Source organism: Mucilaginibacter sp. SMC90 (assembly GCF_022811725.1).
GTDB lineage: Bacteria > Bacteroidota > Bacteroidia > Sphingobacteriales > Sphingobacteriaceae > Mucilaginibacter.
Genome location: NZ_CP094527.1, coordinates 3,848,914 through 3,870,363 on the forward strand (window position 1 = coordinate 3,848,914; position 21,450 = coordinate 3,870,363).

Sequence of the window (21,450 nt, forward strand, 5' to 3'; positions counted from 1 at the left end):
TAAGTTAAAGAGCTATCAACGGCCAGATTCGGCGCTTTTAAAGCTTGGTATAAAGTCCGGTGAAATAACAGATATTATTGTAAGTCATCCACATTGGGATCATATCGATGGATTAAGTCTTTTCCCGAAAGCGAAAGTTTGGATGCAAAAACTTGATTATGAGTTTTTTGTTGGATCCGCCTGGCAAAAGCCTGGTGAAGCTGGCGGCTACGCTAAACGGGATGTTATTAATACGGTAAATTTAAATTTGGCTGGCAGGCTTAAATTAATTGATGGCGATGATAAAGAAATTATTAAAGGTATAAAAGTTTATACCGGTTCAAAGCATACCTATAATTCGCAATATGTGTTGGTGCAAGCCGGAAAAAACAGGGTTGTGATAGCATCTGATAACATCTGGACTTATTACAGCCTTCAGCATTTGGTCCCGCCTTCCCAGGGTGGAACGCTTGATCCGGCAGGTTATGTAAAGGCTATGAAGCGGATGAAAACGCTTGCCAGTGATGTTAAGTTTATCATTCCGGGACATGATGGCAAGCAATTAGAAATTTTTCCAAAAGTTGCGGATGGCGTGGTTGAGATAAGATGAAACTTATTTAAAGGGGAATTACTTAATTCAGACTTACGAAGTTTTAAAAACTTCGTAAGTCTTATCGGCTATTAATTTTATGCAAAATGGGAGATCAAACCCTACAAAAAGATTGGCATATCCAATTTCATTGCTATCCTGTAGGCGGCATTCATTAGTCCTACATGGCTGTAAGCCTGGGGAAAATTACCCCATTGGCTGCCGTCTTCTTCATCTACATCTTCGCTAAACAACAACAGATGATTTGAGTATTGCAGCAGGTTGCCAAACTCACGCTGGGCATCATCCAATCTGCCAACCGTAGCCAGTGCTTCTACATACCAAAAGGCACAGATCAGGAAAGTAGTTTTAGGTTTGCCAAAATCATCGGCATATAAATACCTGTAAAATAAACCATTAGGTGTTCTTAGTTCTTTTTCTAATGCAGCTAAATGATCCTTTGCTTTTTGCGAATTAGGATCAAGATAGTTCATCATGATAAGCTGCAGGGTGCTTGCGTCAAGATTGCTGCTGCCCGCTGAATTGGTGTAAACCTTACGCACAGGGTCGTAACAGCTTTCAATATGCGCCGCTGCACGTTCTTTAAGGGAAATGGCCCGGTCAATCAGTTCCTGATTTTGGATTGTGCATGCCATTTTTTCGGCGGCAGATGCGCCGGCCCATTGAAACAGGTTGCTGTAACAATGAATATTGGCCATGTTCCGAAACTCCCAGATGCCGGCATCTTTTTCGTCGATAGTATGTTCGATTTTATCCAGCAAAAATTCTATCCAGTGAACCGAGTCTTTACGTTCTGAAAAAACAAAGCGATGATCGGTGTACAAAGGGAGCAGGGAAATCAATACTTGCCCGTAAATGTCATTCTGAATATGTTCTGATGCCTGGTTACCCACACGTACGGGCTTATTACCCATATAACCGGATAAATCTGTCAAAATAACCTCTACAAGATCTTTTTTACCGGTGATGCCATAAAGCGGCTGGTAACGTTCCATTTCGGAGATGGTAATATCAGTAACATAGCTAAAATACTTTTCCATCTCCTCAAAATGGCCTATATGATTTAATGCCGTTATCACATAGTAAGTATCGCGCAACCAGCAATAGCGATAATCCCAGTTACGGCCACTTCCCGGCGATTCGGGCAAACTGGTAGTGCTTGCAGCTATAATGGCACCAGTGTCCTCGTATTGGTGTATTTTAAGGGCTAAGGCAGAGCGGATCACGAAAGGTTGAAAGTAAGTAGCAATTGATGAATGTTTGATCCAGGTACGCCAGTACTGAACTGTTTCGGCCAGGAAGCGATCAGATGTGCTTATAAGCGGCGCTTCAAGCGGTTCGCCGTAAGTCATGGCCAGATACTTGGTTTCATTAAGTACAAATGCCTGTTCGTCAAAAATATAACTTATCGGAATATTGGTAGTAAGGCGGATGTTTTCTTCGCCACCCTGGTATTGAATATGATTGCTGCCCCGGTTCACACTTAGCTTAACTGCACCGTATTCAGACACAGGCTCACATTTAACTTTTATTCGCGGCGAACCTTCAATAGCCTCAATTTTCCTGATCAGCATTAAAGGTTTATAGTAACGCTGATGCTGATAAAACCTTGGCGCAAAATCGGTTATACGATACTTTCCGCCACTTGCCGGGCTTATTTCGGTAATTAAAACATTGGTATTTTCAAGGTAATGCTGTGCTGTAGTGTATTCACCCTCGGGCCGGATAGTAAACTCGCCACCTTTTTCCTGATCAAGCAGGCCCCCGAAAATAAATGTACTGTCAAACCGTGGCCAACATAACCAGTCGACATTGGTGTTTTTATTAATATGGGCTAAAAAGGCGCAATTACCAATTATCCCGGTATCATAGGTGTGTTTGCTCATGGATATAGCTGTTATTTATTTCAAACTTCAACAACACAGCCTTTGTAATGTTGGCGTAAATAATATGATTATTTAAAGTTTGTTTGCATTTGTCTAACAATGTATAGTAACTTAGTCGTATTAATTACAACAAAAAATCTATCATCATGAGTTTAAGACTGGGCGACAAAGCGCCAAACTTCCAAGCAAAAACATCAGCAGGCGAAATTGACTTTTACGAATATTTAGGCGATAGCTGGGGTGTGTTATTTTCGCACCCGGGCGACTACACGCCAGTGTGTACTACCGAACTTGGTAAAACCGCGGCATTAAAAGATGAGTTTACCAAACGTAATGTCAAAGTATTGGCACTAAGCGTTGATTCGGTAGAATCACATCACGGTTGGATCCAGGACATCAACGAAACTCAGGGTGTTGAAGTTAACTTCCCGATTATTGCCGATGAAGACCGCAAAATTTCTGAAGCTTATGACATGATCCATCCAAATGCCTCGGTAAATGCTACAGTGCGCTCATTATTCATCATAGGCCCCGATAAGGCAGTTAAGCTGATCATTACTTATCCTGCTTCAACCGGCCGTAATTTCCAGGAGATTTTAAGGGTTATTGACTCATTACAGTTAACCGCTAATTACAGTGTTGCTACACCTGCCGACTGGAAGGAAGGAGAGGATGTTGTTGTGGTGCCTGCTATTAAAACTGAAGACATCCCCGCCAAATTTCCAAAGGGTTTTACAGCAGTTAAGCCCTATTTGCGCCTGACACCACAACCAAATAAATAATTTTATTTGGTTTATTTAATAATTTTATATATTTGAGGGAAGCTGGATATCTATTCCTTCTGAACCAATATAAACCTATTTTGTTTTCAGTTTGGTTTTAGTTGATCTTAACACGAATTTTTTATTACGATTATTATAATTATGAAAACTGGAAAAGTAAAATGGTTTAACACACAGAAAGGTTATGGCTTTATTATTACCGAAGAAGGTAAAGATCTTTTTGTACACTTTAAAGACGTTCAAGGCGGTGTAAATGCTATTAAAGATAATGACAGCGTTACGTACGACGTAGAAGAAGGCAGAAAAGGGTTACAGGCAGTTAACGTGAAAAAGGTATAAAATATATAAAGTTATTGAACAAAATTTACTTACAAAACCTCTGTGCGTACAGGGGTTTTTTTGTGCTCATTTTTTTGTTTTTATTTACGCAAATCTCATACATTAGCCAACCAATTTTTATAATTTATGACTGATGCTATTAATACCAAAACAACAAGGAATGCTATTTTCTTAGTAATTGTTGCTTCCCTGGGGTATTTTGTTGATATATATGACCTTTTAGTTTTTTCGATAGTACGGCTTTCCAGTCTTAAGGACATTGGCTTAAGTGCACAGGAGATAACTGATAAAGGGCAGTTCATTATCAGCATCCAAATGTTTGGGCTATTGCTTGGCGGGATTATTTGGGGTATTATGGGCGATAAACTTGGCCGCATTAAAGTACTTTTTGGGTCAATATTGCTTTACTCCATTGCCAATTTTGCCAATGGCCTTGTTCATGATGTAAATACTTATGCTCTTGTACGGTTTATTGCAGGTCTCGGCCTGGCAGGCGAGCTTGGCGCAGGTATTACCCTGGTTAGTGAAACATTGAGCAAGGAAAACCGCGGCTACGGAACCATGATTGTTGCTGTTATTGGCTTATTCGGCGCTACTGCCGCTTATGCAGTGGCTAAGTTTGGCTGGCGTAATGCTTATTTTGTTGGTGGTGGCCTGGGTATATTATTGCTTTTGCTGCGCATTGGCACTTTTGAATCGGGCATGTTTAAAAATGTAGAGAAAAGCGATGTATCCAAAGGCAACATGTTTATGCTGTTTACCAACTGGGAACGGTTAAAAAAATACCTCTTTTGTATCCTGATAGGCGCACCGCTTTGGTATGTAGTGGGTGTATTGATCAGCTTTTCGGATAAGTTTGGAGCTGCATTAGGGGCTAAAACCCTGATCAAACCCGGCGACGGCATTTTTTATAGCTACATCGGCATTGCCATAGGCGATATTGTGGCAGGATTACTGGCGCAGGTTACCAAATCGCGAAAATTAACTATGGCTGTATTTTTAATACTTTCATTGGTGAGTGTGCATTTTTACCTGAGCGATAACGGTATTACACCCGAACGCTTTGCCGTACTAAGCTTTTTCATGGGATGCACTGTGGGTTACTGGGCAACTTTTGTTACGATTGCATCTGAGCAATTTGGTACCAATATCCGCTCAACGGTTACTACCACGGTGCCTAATTTTGTACGCGGCTCACTAATCCCGATAACATTAGCGTTTAACGCGTTCAATGCAAAATACGGATATATCAAATCGGGATATATCATGATGGGCATCCTTACGGCAGTCGCATTATTATCCTTAAGCCAGCTAAAAGAAACTTTTGGCAAGGATTTGAACTATGTGGAGATTAGCTAAAAAGCCAGGTGTTCAACTTTTGAAAAAGGGGTGTTCAAAATGTTCAATGTTGAAGGGATGTAAAATTACAAGTTGTTAATAATCAGCGATTTGAATTTTAACATTTAAAAACACGAACACTTAATTAATTGACTATCAATCATTTGATTTTTTTTCATGTGTTTACACTTTAAAAACTGAACACCCTGAATTTTCTGTTATTAGCGATAATATAACAGACACAATAATCTCTCTTTTCTGCTTTACAAAAGGCATCCCCGGCAATCTTCAAAATTCATTACTTTTACAGCATATGATCAGCAAAGAACAAATAGCCGAAGATTATAAGCAAATACAGGACGAGATCTGCACGGCGCTTGAGCAATTGGATGGCGCAGCAAAATTTGAAGAGGAAGTTTGGGAGCGTGAGGGTGGCGGAGGAGGCCGTACCAGGGTTATCCAAAACGGAAACATCCTTGAAAAAGGCGGTGTTAATTTTTCGGCAGTTCACGGTCATTTGCCCGATACCATGAAACGGGCGCTACAGGTTGAGCAGGATGATTTTTTCGCTACCGGAGTATCTATAGTGATCCATCCCAATCATCCGTTGGTACCCATCATCCACATGAACATCCGTTACTTTGAAATGCCATCTACCATGGGAGATACCCAGAAACCTGTTCGATGGTTTGGAGGCGGCATAGATCTGACACCGCATTATGTAATAGAAGATGATGCACGTTTTTTTCACGGCGGCTTAAAAGCTGTTTGTGATCAATATTACGAGGATTTTTATCCTCGTTTTAAAAAATGGGCCGATGATTACTTCTTCATCAAACACCGTAATGAAACCCGGGGCATAGGGGGCATATTTTATGACAGGCTTACCGCCAACGACGACCTGAGCTGGGAAGATATCTTTGAGTTTTCAAAATCGGTTGGCCGTTCTTTTGCGCCATTATATACAGAACTTGTAAACCGTAACCGTAATAAGTCATTCACGGAGGCACAGCAATTATTTCAATACCAGCGCCGTAGCCGTTATGCCGAATTTAACCTGGTTTATGACGCAGGCACCAAATTCGGGCTGGAAACCAATGGCCGAATCGAATCTATATTGATGAGCCTGCCGCCCACAGCTAAATGGGTTTATGACTATCACCCGGCAGCGGGCACTGAAGAAGAAAAAACATTATCTTTACTAAAAAAAGGTATAAACTGGGTATAGGACAAAGCTTAAAGCTAAAAGCAAAGCCCAAAGAAAAAAGCTTTCAGCATCATGCTTTGAGCTTTTGACTAATAATATCACCAATGAAAAGATCTATTATGCCGGTTATCGGTATCTTACTGTTATGTGCTTTCCGTTTTGATGGTAGCCCGCTGAAGGGGATTTGGGAATATCGGGGCGGTATAATTAACGGCAAACTTGATGCAGCTCCTACGGCCTATAAACTGCAAAGGGATTATGACAATGAGCATTATAAGGCTAAGGTAATAGAGGATGGCGAAAAAACAGTAGTATATGAAAAAGGCGATTACCAGTTAAAAGAGGATACCTGCTTTGAAACTCAAACCTATTGTATGCAGGAATCAAAATTACTCAACAAAACCATAAAGTACAACTACACAATCAGTAACGATACGCTCAAACTGCTTTCGGTTTTACCCAACGGCAACAAGGTTGAGGATTATTGGGTAAAGGTTAAATAAATCCCGGTTAAAGTAACAGAATTGTTGTACCTGTGGTAATATCTGCCCCGGTTTATTGTTACTAAATTGGCGCAATCCCAAGTATTTTTTTAACTTCGCAGGTCGTTGAAAAATCAATTTTAACACGCAATTATAAGAGAAGGTTCTACAAATAATTAAAAATGGCTGAAGGAACAGAAAACGATAATTCACACGCAGAAGACAGGATAATTTCGATAAATATTGATGAGGAAATGCGATCGGCGTACATTGACTATTCAATGTCGGTGATTGTTTCCAGGGCTTTGCCCGATGTCCGCGATGGACTGAAACCGGTACACAGGCGCGTGCTTTATGGCATGCTTGACCTTGGTTTAACAAACAACAAGCCCTATAAAAAATCTGCCCGTATTGTGGGTGAGGTGATGGGTAAATATCACCCTCACGGTGATAAATCGGTATATGATACCATGGTACGTATGGCCCAGGAGTGGAGTTTGCGCTACTTACTGGTTGAAGGCCAGGGTAACTACGGTTCGGTTGATGGTGATGAGCCGGCGGCAATGCGTTACACAGAAGCTCGTTTGCAAAAACTTGCCGAAGAGATGCTTGCCGATATCAATAAAGATACCATTGATTTCCAATTAAATTTTGACGACTCGCTTCAAGAGCCAACCGTACTGCCATCCAAATTCCCTAACCTGCTGGTTAACGGAGCTTCGGGTATTGCAGTAGGTATGGCTACCAACATGGCACCGCATAACCTTTCGGAAGTTATTGATGCTACTATGGCGTTAATTGATAACCGCCAGATTGAGGTTGCCGAGTTAATGAAATATGTAAAAGGCCCTGATTTTCCTACGGGCGGCATTATCTATGGTTATGATGGCCCGCGCGAGGCGTTGGAAACAGGCCGTGGCCGTGTGGTTATCCGTGCCCGTGCCGAAATCGAAACTCACAATGGCGAGCGCGAACGCATCATTGTTAGCGAAATACCTTACCAGGTAAACAAAGCTTTAATGATTGAGCGTACTGCCGAACTGGTTAACGAAAAGAAACTGGAAGGAATCTCGGCCATTCGTGACGAATCGAGCCGTGAAGGGATCCGTATTGTATACGAGATCAAGCGCGATGCCAATGCAGCCATTGTATTGAACAACCTGTTTAAATACACAGCGCTTCAAACTTCATTTAGTGTAAACAACATCGCCCTGGTTAACGGCCGTCCGATGCTGCTTAACCTGAAAGATCTGATCCATCACTTTGTTGAACACCGCCACGAGGTTGTTGTACGCCGTACCAAATTTGAGCTTAACGAAGCTGAAAAACGTGCGCACATTCTTGAAGGCTTATTGATCGCGTTAGATCACCTTGATGAAGTTATCCGCCTGATCCGCGCGTCGCAAACGCCTGATGAAGCAAGAGAGGGCTTGATGACCAGCTTTGGTTTAACAGACATTCAGGCACGTGCCATCCTCGATATGACTTTGAGGAGGTTAACAGGACTTGAACGGGATAAGATCAAAGACGAATACGCGGCTTTAATGAAACTTATTGAGCATTTAAAAAACATCCTTAGTGATGAGGGCTTAAGGATGCAGATCATTAAGGATGAGCTGCTTGAAATTAAGGAGAAATATGGCGATGAGCGCCGTACCGAAATGGTTCACTCATCTGCCGAAATGCAAACTGAAGACTTTATTGAGGACGAGGATGTTGTTATCACGATCTCGCGCGAAGGCTATATCAAACGTACTCCGCTTACAGAATACCGCAGGCAGAGCAGGGGAGGTAAAGGTGCTATAGGCAGTAACAGCCGCGATGCAGATTTTATTGAGCACCTGCTTATCGCCTCAAATCACAACTACATGTTGTTCTTTACCGAATCGGGCCAATGTTTCTGGCTCAGGGTATTTGAAATACCAGAAGGTACACGTACTTCAAAAGGACGTGCTATTCAGAACATCATCAATATTCCGAAAGAAGAGAATATAAAGGCATATATTAAACTGATCTCGCTTAAAGATCAAAATTACCTTGAAAATAACTTCATTATCATGTGTACCAAGAAAGGTACCATTAAGAAAACCTCACTTGAGGCTTACTCACGTCCGCGTTCAAATGGTATTAATGCCATCAACATTAATGAAGGTGATTCATTACTTGAAGCGAGCTTAACCAGCGGAAGCAGCGAAATTGTAATGGCACTTAAATCGGGCCGCGCTATCCGTTTCAATGAATCAACAGTTAGGCCGATGGGACGTACAGCTACCGGTGTTCGTGGTATCAGCCTTGATGACGAAAATGATGAAGTAGTTGGCATGATTGCAATTGATGATGCAGAAACAACTGTATTAGTAGTATCAGAAAAAGGATACGGCAAACGTACCGACATTGAAGACTATCGCGTTACAAACCGTGGGGGTAAAGGTGTAAAAACACTAAATATTACTGAAAAAACCGGAAACCTTGTAGCCATAAAAGGTGTTGCAGATAAGGAAGACCTGATGATCATTAACAAATCGGGTATTATTATCCGTATAGCTGTAAGTGAATTAAGGGTAATGGGCCGTGCCACACAGGGTGTTAGATTAATAACACTTAAAAACAATGACGAGATAGCTTCAGTAGCCAAAATTGAGCATGATGAAGATGAAGAGGTAAAAGAAGGCGATGAAAATGCAGAGGGCACTGAAACTAACACCGAAAATACCGGTGATAGCGACTCTGCTGAAAACAATGCAGAAGCATCAACTGACGATACAACAGAATAACAAATATGCACTACCGCAAAATTATTTTATCGGTTTTAATTACAAGCTTTACCACAACGTTTGCCTTCGCTCAAAAGGAAGCGCTTAAGGTTGTGGTAAATAACCTTGCTTTTTATAAACAGAAAAACGACCTGAAGTATTTGGCCGCCGCTAAAAAATCTGCAGATAGTTTGATCATTACCAAGTCGGATACGGCTGATATTGAAAAGAACCTTTACAGGGCTATTGTTAACTCGAGCATCCTGTATATAGATTCTTTAAATAAACTTGGAATGCCTGCCGATATGCTCGATAAAACAACCAAACTGGTTGACAGATTATCGGGCATGGGCAAGATTTTCAAGTACCAGTCAGAACTTGACTATACCAAACGATGCCTGGCAAATGTTTATATACGCAAGGGGTTTGAAGCGGTAAATAATTCAGATTTCCCCAACGCCAGAATAGCATTTGAAAATGCAAAACGGTATGCGCCGGGAATGAACCAAATTAATACCTATATAGCTTTTGCAAATAACAAAGCCGGTAATTTACAGGATGCCGCCAAATATTATACAACAATGCTTCAGGTTGATAGTGGCCGTACGGAATATATTGAAACGGCGTCAAATATCTACAAATCGTTAGGAGACACAACTAAGGCTTTACAGATTCTTCAAAAAGGCAGGAAAATTTTACCTAATGACAGGTTTTTATTGCTCGATGAAGCCAATATCTATAATAACAGGAAAAATTATAAGGCCCTTGAGCCCTTAATTGGCCCCTTGCTTGATATTAATGCAAATAACGCCGATATTGCGTTTGTTGCCGCTAACTGTTACGATCATTTAGATAAATTTGATCAGGCAGAGTCTCTTTATCTGCATGCAATTGAATTAAGCGGAACATATTTTGACCCGGTATTCAACTTAGGGTTGCTATATTTAAAACAGAGTGCAACTACAAAAGGGGAGAAGAGCATCCAGGATTTGGGAAGGGCAATTCAATGGCTGGAAAAGGCTAATGAAATATCTCCAAACAATGCAAATAGCCTGCAGGCATTGCAATTAGCATATGCAAAAACTAATAATCAGGATCAGTTAGACAGAATAAACAATAAACTAAAACAGTTAACCAATCAATAATAATCATGAAAATCAAATTTTTGATGGCGGGCCTGTTAGGCTTGGTTTCAGCAACAGCTTTTGCACAAAAAGGTGAGTTAAATACCGCAAAAGAAGAATATGAAAAATATTCAGGCTTAAGAGGTCAGCCAGCAATGGCGTCAATGGCTGGTAAAAGCCTTACAACTGCAAAAGAATCAATTGATAAAGCTTCAGCCAATGAAAAAACCGCTACATTACCGCTTACTTACGCTGTAAAAGGTTCAATTTATTCAGCATTAGCTATTCAGGATACTGTACCTGCTACCTCACTGCCATTATTTACAACTGCCGAAGAGGCTTTGAAAAAAGCTAAAGAAGTAGATACAAAAGGCGAAAACAAAAAAATGGTTGATGAGGCCTATTTAAACCTGGCCCAATATCAGCTAACTAAAGGCGTAAAAGAATATTCGGCAGGCAAGTATGACCTTGCTTACAAATCATTTGATTTTTACCGCACTGTATTACCTGAAGATACCAACGCCATTTATTACACAGGCCTTGCAGCTGCGAACGGAAAAAACTACCCCGCAGCAATTTCAAATTACAGTAAATTGGTGACCACTAAATATTCAAAAAACGCAGGGGTTTACCTTGATCTTTCTTCATTGTACCTTGCCAGCAGAGACACAGCAGGCGCACTTAAAACAGTATCAGAAGGAGTAAGCAAATATCCTGCAAACAGCGAACTGCGTAAACGTGAAATTGAAATCAGCCTGCAAACAGGAAAAGAGAAAGAGGTTACCGACAAGATCCAGGCAGCCTTAGCCAATGATCCTAAAAATAAAACTTTATATTACTATGCTGGCTTAACGTATTCACAAACAGCAGACAACTATGCCAAAGAGGCTGCTGCAACTAAAGATGCCGCTGCAAAAGGTAAATTAATGGCATCAAAAGCTGATGCTTACGTTAAAGCCGGAGAAATGTATAAAAAAGCTTTAGAAATTGATCCTAATTATTTTGAAGCTAACTTAAACTATGGTTATGTAATACTTAACCCTGCAATTGATGCTTATAATGCAGCCAATAAATTGCCAGCTAATAAACAAAAAGAATACGATGCTGCTATTGCCAAAGCTAAAGCTCAGTTTGAACAAGCTAAGCCATATTTATTAAAAGCCGTTGAACTTCAACCAAAATCAATTGATGCTTTGCAAAACTTAAGAACTTATTACTTAGGTGTTAAAGATGATGCAAATGCTACTAAATTGAAAGCGCAAATAGATGCATTACCAGCTAATTAATAATTTTAAAAAACGTTTTTAAAAAGAAGAGGCCTTGAGAAAGGCTTCTTCTTTTTATTTACTATTTAACATAATGTTAATTATGTGAATTTTTATTAAGTGTATTTTTAGGTCTCTGATCCTGCTGTTTTATTTTGAGATGGATCTCACGGGTATACAATCAAAATTTAAAGGTATTCACAGGTGTGAAAGTAATTGCAAATAAGTTTACAATTTCAGAGTCAATAAAGCGCCGTCAGCTACTAATAGCTATGAAATAAATATATTTGACATAGCAAAATTGTTGTAGTAGCCGACTCGTAATTATTGATTTTGATCCGAAGCTTAAGTGAAGTTTAAAAGTCGTTTTGATGCCCTAAGCTTTTCCTGATCAAAGAAATAATGTGAGTCTTATGGCGAAGCACCGTGCGATTCCCAAAGCAACATAGTTAATTATCGTTTTCATCAACGATATCACCAATATCCAAAACCATTTATAGGCCCATAATTAATTTTACCCCTTTTTATGATAACAAACCAGGATTTGATGGTTAGTGTCTGTTGCACTACGTATAACCACAAAGATTTTATTAGTCAGACTATTGAAAGCTTCCTTATGCAGGAAACTAATTTTAGATATGAAATTGTTATTGGCGACGATTGCTCAACTGACGGTACAACTGAGATACTGAGGTCATACAAGGATAAATATCCGGATAAGATCAAAATAATATATCCTGAAAAAAACCGCGGCGCCCATTTAAATACCATTAACACCGTCAAAGCATGTGAAGGAAAATACATTGCACTATGTGACGGGGATGACTTTTGGACAAGCCCGCAGAAACTCCAAAAACAAGTAGACTTTTTAGAAAACAATCCGGAATATATTATTTGCTGCCATTATACGCGAGTAATTGATATCAATAACAACACGCTGAATATTGAAGCAAACCCTATTCCTCTTGAATACACTTATCACGATTTGTTAGTTGGCAGGCAAGCGGAAACCAAAACAGCTACTCTTGTTTATCACAACATCCCTGAAGTACATGAACTATTTCAGACCAGCTGGTATCTAAGCTGTTACGCAGCGGATAAATTTTTCAAACTCTTTGCCACGTTTAATACCGGGCGTAAAATATATGTAATGCCCGAGGTTATGAGCTGCTATCGCAACCATGCCGGAGGCATTTGGAGCATGATAAGAAATGAAGCTCGTATGGAAATGGTCATCAGCGATTTTAACGTGATCATCAGACGCTTTCATTATCGTGGAATGCAAAAGAAAATGCTCTTAATGTTATATATAAAAAGGTACATTCTGTTTGAATTGGGCCGTTTTCGATTACGCAAGGCTTTTGATACTGTAAAATATTTACTCTAAACCTAAAGTCACAGTTTATCTTCCTGCAAACTGTGACTTTAGGTTGTTTATAATTATACAAAGCTTTTAGTACTGTAAATATTTACTTTAAACTATAAACATAGTCTATCTTCCTGCAGGCTATAAGTTTACGCCATATTCTGGCATCTGAGTAACTATTTCATTGTAAAAAGCATAATATCGTCAAATAATATTGACTGTTCTGTACCCCTATGCCCTCCCCCAGGGCATGCAACTTATCAATCATTATCCACCCTTAAAAACCTACTTATGAGCTATCGAAGTTTTACCATACGTAACAGGGATGACTGGGACAAATACATAGCCCAATCTTATGCACATGAAGGGTTTCACACCTGGTATTATCACTCTTTAAATACCGAAGGAGAACCGCTTTTATTTGTTTATGAAGAAAGCAAAGTTTTTGTGTCACTGCCAGTGATCAAAAGAAAGATCGAAGGTTCTGAATATTTTGACATGACTTGCGTTTATGGCTATGCAGGACCTTTATCTAACATTGCTTTTGAAAAATTAACTACCCCCACAATTATGCAATTTAAAATTGCATTTGCAGCTTTTATGAAGGCAGAATCCTCTATCTGTATCTTTTCAAGACTGCATCCATTTCTTAATCAATATCATTTATTGGAGAATATTGGCGGTATCAAGGATAATGGAACAACATTATACGTTGACTTGTCCATATCTGAAGAAGATCAACGTAACAGATACGACAAAAGACTTAATCGCCAAATAAGAAGTCTGCGAAAAATGGGGTACGTAATTAAAGAGGCCGAAAGCGTTCAGGAGATTGAAGATTTTGTTGAAATGTATCACAAAAACATGGATCGTCTAAATGCCTCGCCAAATTATTACTTCAATGCTCAGTATTTCATCAATCTGCTCAACAAAGAGTACATGAAAAACAAGCTCGTTTTAATTTACGACGGCGCTAACCTCATGTGCGGAGCACTTATCTTATTATCAGATGATATTGTAAGAAATCACCTTTCGGCTACTTCGCCCGATTATTTGAGCATCTCTCCAAGCAAATTATTAACGGATGAAATAAGCATGATCGGAAGAAGGTTAGGAAAAAAGATTTTTCACCTCGGAGGCGGCGTTGGTGGAAAAGAAGATTCTCTTTTCAATTTCAAAAAGCTTTTTTCAAACCTCCAGGTAAAAGACCGGATCTGGTGTTACATTAACGATGAATCTGCTTACACGCATCTTGTTTTAAGATCCGGCGTAGAGATCAATCCTGAAACTAAATTCTTCCCTTTATACCGACATCCACAAATAAAGATACAAACAACTAACCCAGAATCCGAAACCACCACAATTGAAAACCTTAACTGAAAAAAAATGAAAAATAAGTTTAATTATTCCGATGCTAACCTTGCTGTATTTGACCAGGTAATGGATGAATATGGTTGGATTATATATGAAGATGCCCTTGATGACGCTTTTGTCGACGAAATAAATGATTCATTGATCCCTGCTTATGATGTAAGGCGCAAAATTCAGATCGCTAATGGCATCGGCGACAACATGAACGGCACGCTACACCACCTGGTTGAACGGGAAAGGTTTTCATTGAAATTTCTTGAACGGAAATATTGCGCCGATCAAATCAACCATTTTTTAAAAGGGAATTATATCATAAACTCTTTGGGAGCGGTCATCAACTTAAGAGACGAAAAACCTTATGTTCAAAATATACACCGGGATATAAGAAGCTTTACCGGAGATTTTAAAGTAATGATCCAAATGATGATCACTTTAGACGATTTTACTTCTGAAAATGGATCGACCTATTTTTTAACAGGATCTCATAAAAGCGACGAAAAACCAGAAGCTGACTTCTTTTACAAAAATGCAGATCGCGCTAATACAAAAAAAGGCAGCATTATTTTGTTTGACTCCAATTTATGGCATGCCGCTGGTAAAAATTATACCGACGCAACAAGGCGAACTCTAACTATGGCATTTACTAAACCATTCTTTAAGCAACAGCTTGATTATCCAAGGTTTTTAGGTTATGAATTTGGCGAAGGACTAAGCGATGACTTAAGACAAATATTGGGTTATAAATCCCGCGTGCCGGAAAATTTAAATGAATATTATCAACCTCTGGAAAAAAGAATGTATCAACCGGGGCAGGGTTAAATTTAATTTTATTTAAAAAACTGCATCAATTGTCAGTATTGTTTAATCTTTGATTTTAAAATTAGCTAAGAGCTAACAAGGTGTTACCTTGTGTTGTAACCTAAAAATAAAATCATGGATCTTAAACTTAATGATAAAACAGCCCTTGTAACAGGATCGACAGCCGGCATCGGCTACGCTATTGCTAAATCATTGGCCACCGAAGGTGCTAATGTATATGTAAATGGGCGCAGCCAAAGCAAAGTTGATGAAGTGGTAAAAAAACTGATTGAAGAAACAGGAAATCATAAAATTAAAGGTATTGCTGCTGATTTTTCAAATGCCGAACAGGTTCAAGCTTTAATAACGCAATTATCCGAAGTTGATATCCTGGTGAACAACGTTGGCATTTTTGAGCCAAAGCCGTTTGTAGAAATTACCGATGCCGACTGGCTCAGGTTTTTTGAAGTTAATGTTTTAAGCGGGGTACGCTTATCACGTGCTTACTTTGACAAAATGGTCAGCAAAAACTGGGGACGAATAATTTTTATTTCCAGCGAATCTGCATATCAGATCCCTGACGAAATGATTCACTATGGAACAACCAAAACTGCTCAGATTGCAGTAGCCCGTGGCTTAGCCGAGCTCACCAAAAGTACCGGTGTTACTGTTAATACAGTTTTACCCGGGCCTACTTTATCTGAAGGTGTTGGCGATTTTATAGAAGCTTTAGCAAAAGATCAGAATTTAAGCAACGCGGAGATTGAAAAAGATTTTTTCACTAATGTGCGTGGTACCTCATTACTAAAACGCTTTATCACTACAGATGAGATTGCCAGTTTAGTTACTTATGTTGCAAGCCCGCTATCGGCAGCAACAAATGGTGCTACTTTACGGGCCGATGGTGGTGTTATAAAAACAGCATTCTAAAATTTAAAAACGAGCAATAAAAAAATCCCGGTCAGGTGAAATACCCGGCCGGGATTTTTTTATGCTTTCAAAATTACTAATGTTTCGTAGTATCTGTTTTGGTGGTGTCTGTAGCGGCCGGTGCTGGTGCGCTCTGACTTGTTGAATCCATTTTTGTAGTGTCAGATCCATCTCCTGCTTTTTTTTCCGAACTACAACCGGTCGCAATCGCACCGATCATGGCCGCGACAAGTGCGAAACTTAAGAATTGCTTTTTCATAGTTATTTGCTTTTGATTAAATTATCAATGTATGTTGAACCATACTATAAACCAAGCTTTGGGATTATTGTTTACCGGTTATTCTTGATTTTATTATCTTTTATTTTTTAACATAAGGCCGTTTGATCCACATTTACGGCCCTTTGTTTAATTTTTTTCTGATCTTTAAGCGCGATGATAATATCCGAAGGATTATTAAAGTGGGTAATGCGTTTTTATCCCCCTCTCCTTTTCCAGCGTATCTGGGTAGTGAAATTCAGCAAGGGGTACCGTGGTGTTGAAGTTAGGATCAGGAAGAGTTTTCTTAATAAAAACTACAACAATTCAATTTTTGGCGGTACGCTTTTCTCGGCTGCAGATCCATTTTACCCCATCCTGTTTCATCAAATATTTAATCATAAAGGCTACAAGCTAATGGTTTGGTCAAAATCGGCCACCATAAAATATGCAAAGCCCGCAGCAACAAATTTATTTTTCAATATTAAGCTGACTGATAGCGATATAGCCGACGCGGAACATATTTTAAATACTACCGGCAAATTTATTCGCCCCTTCCCTATTGACATTTACAATAAAGATGGCGAAATATGCGTATCCGTCATGATTGAGGTTTATGTACGAAACTTAAACTTTATTGATACTACTATATAACTTATACTGATGACCGTAATTATGAATGACGAAGCTTTTGAAAAAAAAGGCTTCATGATCTCAACCGATAAAAATCTGCTTAATGTTGATGTTATTTATGATTACCTGAATAATGAATCGTACTGGGCAAAGGGTATTCCACGACAAAAATTGGCCCGGGCCATTGAAAATTCCATGTGTTTCGGTATTTATTTAAACAACGAACAGGCAGGTTTTGCACGTGTAATAAGCGATAATGCTACGTTTGCTTATATCTGCGATGTGTTTGTGCTGTCTTCTCATCGTGGCAAGGGACTTTCTAAATGGCTGGTACAAACAATTGTTAAGCACCCCGATCTGAAAGGTTTGAGGAGATGGTCGTTAGCTACTAAAGACGCGCATAATTTATACAGCCAGTTCGGCTTTTCGCCCATCGCACGCCCGGAAACATGGATGGAGATTTTTACACCGTATATTAAGCCCTGATAATTAATAAAAGGCTATGAATAAAACAAACGTTAAGAAGCTGATTTTTGAAGGAGAAGGCGTTACAGTAGACTTTAAGAAGACGATAACCAGTTGTGAAAAAATAGCCAGGACAATGGTATCATTTGCCAACAATAAAGGAGGCAAATTACTTATTGGCGTAACTGACGACGGCACAATAAAAGGTGTAAAGTCTGAAGACGAAGAAAAATATATGATAACAAGAGCAGCTCATCTTTTTTCCCGCCCAGCCCTGGAACCAACTTTTGAGGAGGTTTATTTTGATGATAAGTTAGTACTTGTTGTTGATACCCCTGCAAGCGAGCTGAAACCGCATTATGCGCTTGCCGAAGATGGTAAATGGTGGGCATATGTACGTGTAAAAGACAAAAGTGTACTGGCCAGTAAAATTGTACTGGAGGTTTTAAAACGCTCATCAAATGATCAGGGTGTTTTAATTGAATATTCTGAAAACGAAAGTACGTTGCTTGGTCATTTGGAGAAGGTTGGGCGTATTACTATAAAAGAGTGCAGCGAGCTGCTTAAAGTTGGTCGCCGCCGTGCTCAGAATGTACTTGTAGACTTGATTTTATCTGGTCTGATTAAGATCAACACTACCGAAAAGGAAGAATATTATACAGCCTCCTGACTTTTGTGTGTGCCCAAATGGTTACTTTTGCGCTCCTGTTGCCTGAGTAATTATGAGATCCGTTTACCAAAAATATAAGCCTTATTACCTTGAAAGCCTTAAACTGGCAATCCCGGTAATTATCTCAAACGTTGGGCATACGGCTGTACAAATGTCTGATACCATCATCGTAGGGCATTTTGCGGGCACTGTTTCTTTGGCTGCGGTATCAACAGTAAACAGTCTTTTTATGGTTCCGCTGGTTATTGGGATGGGCATCTCCTATGGTTTAACACCGCTCATTGCTCAAAATAATGGCCGTAAAAATCATAAAGAATGTGGGCTGCTACTTTCCAATAGTTTATTCCTGAATATCCTGAGCGGCATGATCCTGTTCTGCGGAATCTATTTCGGCACCATGTTACTTATTGGGCATCTTGACCAATCGCCCGAGGTTGTGACAGAAGCCAAGCCTTATTTATTCCTGCTTAGCCTGTCGTTGATCCCTTTGCTTATCTTCAATACGTTTAAGCAGTTTGCGGAAGGCCTGGGCTTTACCAAGCAAGCCATGATGATATCTATCTGGGGTAATTTGATCAATATTTTATTGGGGATAATTTTCGTTAAAGGTTTGTTCGGCATACAACCAATGGGTATCAGAGGTGTTGGTTACAGTACCCTTATCGATCGATGTTTGATGGCTACCGTGATGGGTATTTATGTTTTCCGGTCGAAGAATTTTAAAACCTATTTAACAGACTTTGCCCTTAAAAACATCGACAGGCTACGCGGTATCCAGATCATGAAAATTGGCGCGCCGGTTGCCATGCAATATACTTTTGAGATCAGTGCCTTTGGCGGTGCTGCCTTGCTTGTGGGTACTATTGGCGTAGTTGCACAGGCTGCACACCAGGTAACCATAACCATGGCCTCCATGACGTATATGATGGCAAGCGGTATTGGTGCAGCTGCAGCCATTAAATCAGGTAACTATTTTGGCGTAAGCGATCACCGCAATTTAAGGCTTGCAGCTATTTCAAATTATCACATCGTATTGCTGTTCATGAGCTTTACCGCTGTGATATTTGCATTAGGCAGGCATCTTTTACCATGGATAATTACTTCTGATGAAGAAGTAATAGCAATTGCATCACAGCTACTTATCATTGCGGCATTTTTCCAGCTGTTTGATGGCGCGCAAGTTGTTGGGCTTGGGGTATTGAGAGGAATGGGAGATGTAAACGTTCCTACCGTTATTACCTTTCTTGCTTACTGGGTAATTGGTTTGCCTGTTGGTTACTTGCTCGGTATTAAATTTAACCTGGGTGTTTATGGGGTTTGGTATGGCCTTGTATTGGGCTTGGGTACGGCGTCGGTACTGTTGTTTGCACGTTTCAATGTGCTTAGTAAAAGTCACAAGATCAAACCGGCAATACCGATAATAGCCAAAGATTAAAAATAAAGATCAATGGCCGTTTTAAACGTATTGCAATGCGCTTCTACAATATCTTTAATCTGCGGTGAATAACCACCTCCCATACTCACCTGTACCGGCGTATTGTGTTTAATGCATTGTTCAAAAACAAACTGATCACGGGCTTTGCAGGCTTCTTTGCTTAACGAAAGTTTACCCAGCTTATCAGTAGCCAGAATATCCACCCCCGAAAGATAGAAGATAAAATCAGGCTTCTGTTGTTCTATCAGTCGAGGCAGCGTTGTTCTAAGAATTTCAAGAAACTCGTCATCGCTTACGCCGTCCAGTAAAGGAATGTCCAGATCAGATCGCTCCTTTCTGTAAGGGAAATTATTGGCCCCATGCATAGAGAAAGTGAACACCCTTGGTTCGTTTTCAAAGAGCTGGGCAGTGCCATTGCCCTGGTGCACATCTAAATCAATTATTAAGATAGATTTAGCTAAATAACTATCCAATAAATAATTAGCTGCAATTGCCTGATCATTTAATAAACAAAAGCCTTCACCCCAATTACTGCCCGCATGATGAGTGCCTCCGGCTACATTGAATGCGACTCCGCTTTCGAGAGCATACCTGCAACCATCAATTGTACCTTTAGCAATTCTTATTTCCCGCTCCACCAAACGCGCTGATAAAGGAAATCCTGTACGGCGTTGTTCTTTTGGAGGCAACGTCAAATCACGAAGTTGGTGCCAGTAATATTCATCATGGGTACGGGTGATAATATGTTCCGCCAGGAGACCGGGAGAAAACAGGTTCTCTTTGCTAATCACGCCTTCATGCAATAGCTGCGCGGGGATCAGCTCATACTTCAGCATCGGAAAGCGATGGCCTTCGGGCAGCGGATGGGCGTATATCGGATCGTAGGCTATTTTGAGCATCCCTTCTATCCTATCAACTCCCCTACATGCTTTTGGATATTATCGCAGATACTATCCAGCGGTAAATCATTAGCATCGCGACCAAATGGATCCTCAATTTCTTCGGCCAATAACTCAATACTTGCAAAAACAAAAAGCACAAAGCAAATTATAGGGATGATAAAATACTTCAGATCAAAAGCCCAGGTAAACGGTAGCGTCATGATATAGGTGAAGATAAACTTCTTGATGAATACATTGTACGAAAACGGAATAGGTGTTTTCTTGATACGTTCACAAGCTCCACAAATATCTGTAAAAGAAGTAATTTCGGTAGTTATGCTAAATAATTGCTCCGGGTTAATTACACCTTCTTTATTTAACCGGTAAATATTTTTGATCATTTCAGAAGCTACCTGGTTAGGTACATGTTTCAGGGCATCAATACTAATAAACGGCTGTTCTTCGGGAACGTATTCGTCGCGCAAATGATCACGCAGTGTCCGTGCATAGCGGGGGATCGCATAATTGAAAAAAGCTAGGTCATCTTCACCTATTAGATGCTTTAGTTTAATAGCGAGGTTGCGGCTATTGTTAACTAAACTCCCCCATATCTTACGCCCTTCCCACCAGCGGTCATAAGCCGAGTTGATACGAAATGCAAGCAATAAGGAAAATACGAAACCTATTGTTTGATGAATGAAGATCACTTTCCTGAGTATGCTGGTATCGGGCAACTGCCAAAAATCGATCAGGAAATAAGTAACAACGCCGGCATACGCACCAACCGCAAGCATAAGCGGAAATAGCTCACGCAGTGTTTCGGCCTTGTTTATTTTAAAAATGAATGAAAACCATTCTTTGGGATTGTAATAAACCATAT

Annotated in this window: 21 protein-coding genes; 17 read left to right on the forward strand and 4 right to left on the reverse strand. The window is 39.9% G+C overall.

The window, feature by feature from the left end; all coding sequences use genetic code 11:
• Positions 1-49 precede the first annotated feature (49 nt).
• A complete protein-coding gene (locus MTO98_RS16525; protein WP_371825428.1) occupies positions 50-589 on the forward strand; it encodes an MBL fold metallo-hydrolase in 540 nt (179 codons plus the stop codon).
• Between the two features lie 101 nt (positions 590-690).
• Here MTO98_RS16525 and MTO98_RS16530 read toward each other — a convergent pair whose 3' ends face one another.
• Complete coding sequence (locus tag MTO98_RS16530; protein ID WP_243487724.1) at positions 691-2,475, reverse strand: glycoside hydrolase family 15 protein; 1,785 nt, start codon at positions 2,473-2,475, stop codon at positions 691-693.
• A gap of 146 nt (positions 2,476-2,621) precedes the next feature.
• On the opposite strand from MTO98_RS16530, the gene MTO98_RS16535 reads away from it, so the two are divergent.
• The 12 genes from MTO98_RS16535 to MTO98_RS16590 all read left to right on the forward strand — a co-directional run bounded on the left by MTO98_RS16535 (position 2,622) and on the right by MTO98_RS16590 (position 16,230).
• Positions 2,622-3,257, forward strand: a complete 636-nt coding sequence (locus tag MTO98_RS16535) for a peroxiredoxin (protein ID WP_243487725.1) — start codon at positions 2,622-2,624, stop codon at positions 3,255-3,257.
• Between the two features lie 141 nt (positions 3,258-3,398).
• On the forward strand, positions 3,399-3,596 hold the full coding sequence (locus MTO98_RS16540; protein ID WP_091207011.1) for a cold-shock protein: 198 nt from the start codon (positions 3,399-3,401) through the stop codon (positions 3,594-3,596).
• A gap of 126 nt (positions 3,597-3,722) precedes the next feature.
• Entirely contained in the window at positions 3,723-4,955 is a 1,233-nt protein-coding gene (locus MTO98_RS16545) for an MFS transporter (RefSeq protein WP_243487726.1), read from the forward strand.
• A gap of 292 nt (positions 4,956-5,247) precedes the next feature.
• The gene (gene hemF / locus MTO98_RS16550; RefSeq protein WP_243487727.1) at positions 5,248-6,162 is read left to right on the forward strand and encodes an oxygen-dependent coproporphyrinogen oxidase; all 915 of its coding nucleotides are present in this window, start codon (positions 5,248-5,250) and stop codon (positions 6,160-6,162) included.
• Positions 6,163-6,245: 83 nt separating this feature from the next.
• Positions 6,246-6,644 carry a hypothetical protein gene (locus MTO98_RS16555; RefSeq protein WP_243487728.1) on the forward strand — a complete coding sequence of 133 codons (399 nt, stop codon included), beginning with the start codon at positions 6,246-6,248 and terminating at the stop codon, positions 6,642-6,644.
• 161 nt (positions 6,645-6,805) lie between these two features.
• Positions 6,806-9,397, forward strand: coding sequence for a DNA gyrase subunit A (gene gyrA / locus MTO98_RS16560; RefSeq protein ID WP_243487729.1), 2,592 nt, complete (start codon positions 6,806-6,808; stop codon positions 9,395-9,397).
• A gap of 5 nt (positions 9,398-9,402) precedes the next feature.
• Positions 9,403-10,521 (forward strand): lipopolysaccharide assembly protein LapB, encoded by a 1,119-nt coding sequence (locus MTO98_RS16565; RefSeq protein WP_243487730.1) that lies wholly within the window; start codon positions 9,403-9,405, stop codon positions 10,519-10,521.
• A gap of 5 nt (positions 10,522-10,526) precedes the next feature.
• On the forward strand, positions 10,527-11,786 hold the full coding sequence (locus tag MTO98_RS16570) for a lipopolysaccharide assembly protein LapB (RefSeq protein WP_243487731.1): 1,260 nt from the start codon (positions 10,527-10,529) through the stop codon (positions 11,784-11,786).
• Positions 11,787-12,291: 505 nt separating this feature from the next.
• A complete protein-coding gene (locus MTO98_RS16575) occupies positions 12,292-13,152 on the forward strand; it encodes a glycosyltransferase family 2 protein (protein ID WP_243487732.1) in 861 nt (286 codons plus the stop codon).
• Positions 13,153-13,422: 270 nt separating this feature from the next.
• Complete coding sequence (locus tag MTO98_RS16580) at positions 13,423-14,511, forward strand: GNAT family N-acetyltransferase (protein WP_243487733.1); 1,089 nt, start codon at positions 13,423-13,425, stop codon at positions 14,509-14,511.
• A 6-nt stretch (positions 14,512-14,517) separates the two neighbouring features.
• Positions 14,518-15,321, forward strand: a complete 804-nt coding sequence (locus MTO98_RS16585) for a phytanoyl-CoA dioxygenase family protein (RefSeq protein ID WP_243487734.1) — start codon at positions 14,518-14,520, stop codon at positions 15,319-15,321.
• A gap of 114 nt (positions 15,322-15,435) precedes the next feature.
• Positions 15,436-16,230: an SDR family NAD(P)-dependent oxidoreductase gene (locus MTO98_RS16590; protein WP_243487735.1), complete on the forward strand. Its 795-nt coding sequence runs from the start codon at positions 15,436-15,438 to the stop codon at positions 16,228-16,230.
• 76 nt (positions 16,231-16,306) lie between these two features.
• Here the strand turns inward: MTO98_RS16590 and MTO98_RS16595 are convergent, their stop codons facing one another.
• Positions 16,307-16,489 carry a hypothetical protein gene (locus MTO98_RS16595; RefSeq protein ID WP_243487736.1) on the reverse strand — a complete coding sequence of 61 codons (183 nt, stop codon included), beginning with the start codon at positions 16,487-16,489 and terminating at the stop codon, positions 16,307-16,309.
• 174 nt (positions 16,490-16,663) lie between these two features.
• Between MTO98_RS16595 and MTO98_RS16600 the strand changes: the two genes are divergently transcribed.
• Genes MTO98_RS16600 through MTO98_RS16615 form a run of 4 tightly spaced genes read left to right on the forward strand, consistent with a single transcriptional unit; the run spans position 16,664 to position 19,689 of the window.
• Positions 16,664-17,140, forward strand: coding sequence for a DUF4442 domain-containing protein (locus tag MTO98_RS16600; RefSeq protein WP_243487737.1), 477 nt, complete (start codon positions 16,664-16,666; stop codon positions 17,138-17,140).
• 9 nt (positions 17,141-17,149) lie between these two features.
• The gene (locus MTO98_RS16605) at positions 17,150-17,605 is read left to right on the forward strand and encodes a GNAT family N-acetyltransferase (RefSeq protein WP_243487738.1); all 456 of its coding nucleotides are present in this window, start codon (positions 17,150-17,152) and stop codon (positions 17,603-17,605) included.
• Positions 17,606-17,621: 16 nt separating this feature from the next.
• On the forward strand, positions 17,622-18,254 hold the full coding sequence (locus tag MTO98_RS16610) for a helix-turn-helix domain-containing protein (protein ID WP_243487739.1): 633 nt from the start codon (positions 17,622-17,624) through the stop codon (positions 18,252-18,254).
• A gap of 52 nt (positions 18,255-18,306) precedes the next feature.
• Entirely contained in the window at positions 18,307-19,689 is a 1,383-nt protein-coding gene (locus MTO98_RS16615) for an MATE family efflux transporter (protein ID WP_243487740.1), read from the forward strand.
• On the opposite strand, the gene MTO98_RS16620 is transcribed toward MTO98_RS16615, so the two are convergent.
• Both MTO98_RS16620 and MTO98_RS16625 read right to left on the reverse strand, forming a co-directional pair.
• Positions 19,686-20,588, reverse strand: a complete 903-nt coding sequence (locus MTO98_RS16620; protein ID WP_243487741.1) for a histone deacetylase — start codon at positions 20,586-20,588, stop codon at positions 19,686-19,688. The two genes, MTO98_RS16615 and MTO98_RS16620, sit on opposite strands and share 4 nt — an antisense overlap.
• A gap of 5 nt (positions 20,589-20,593) precedes the next feature.
• A complete protein-coding gene (locus MTO98_RS16625) occupies positions 20,594-21,448 on the reverse strand; it encodes a bestrophin family protein (RefSeq protein WP_243487742.1) in 855 nt (284 codons plus the stop codon).
• Positions 21,449-21,450 lie beyond the last annotated feature (2 nt).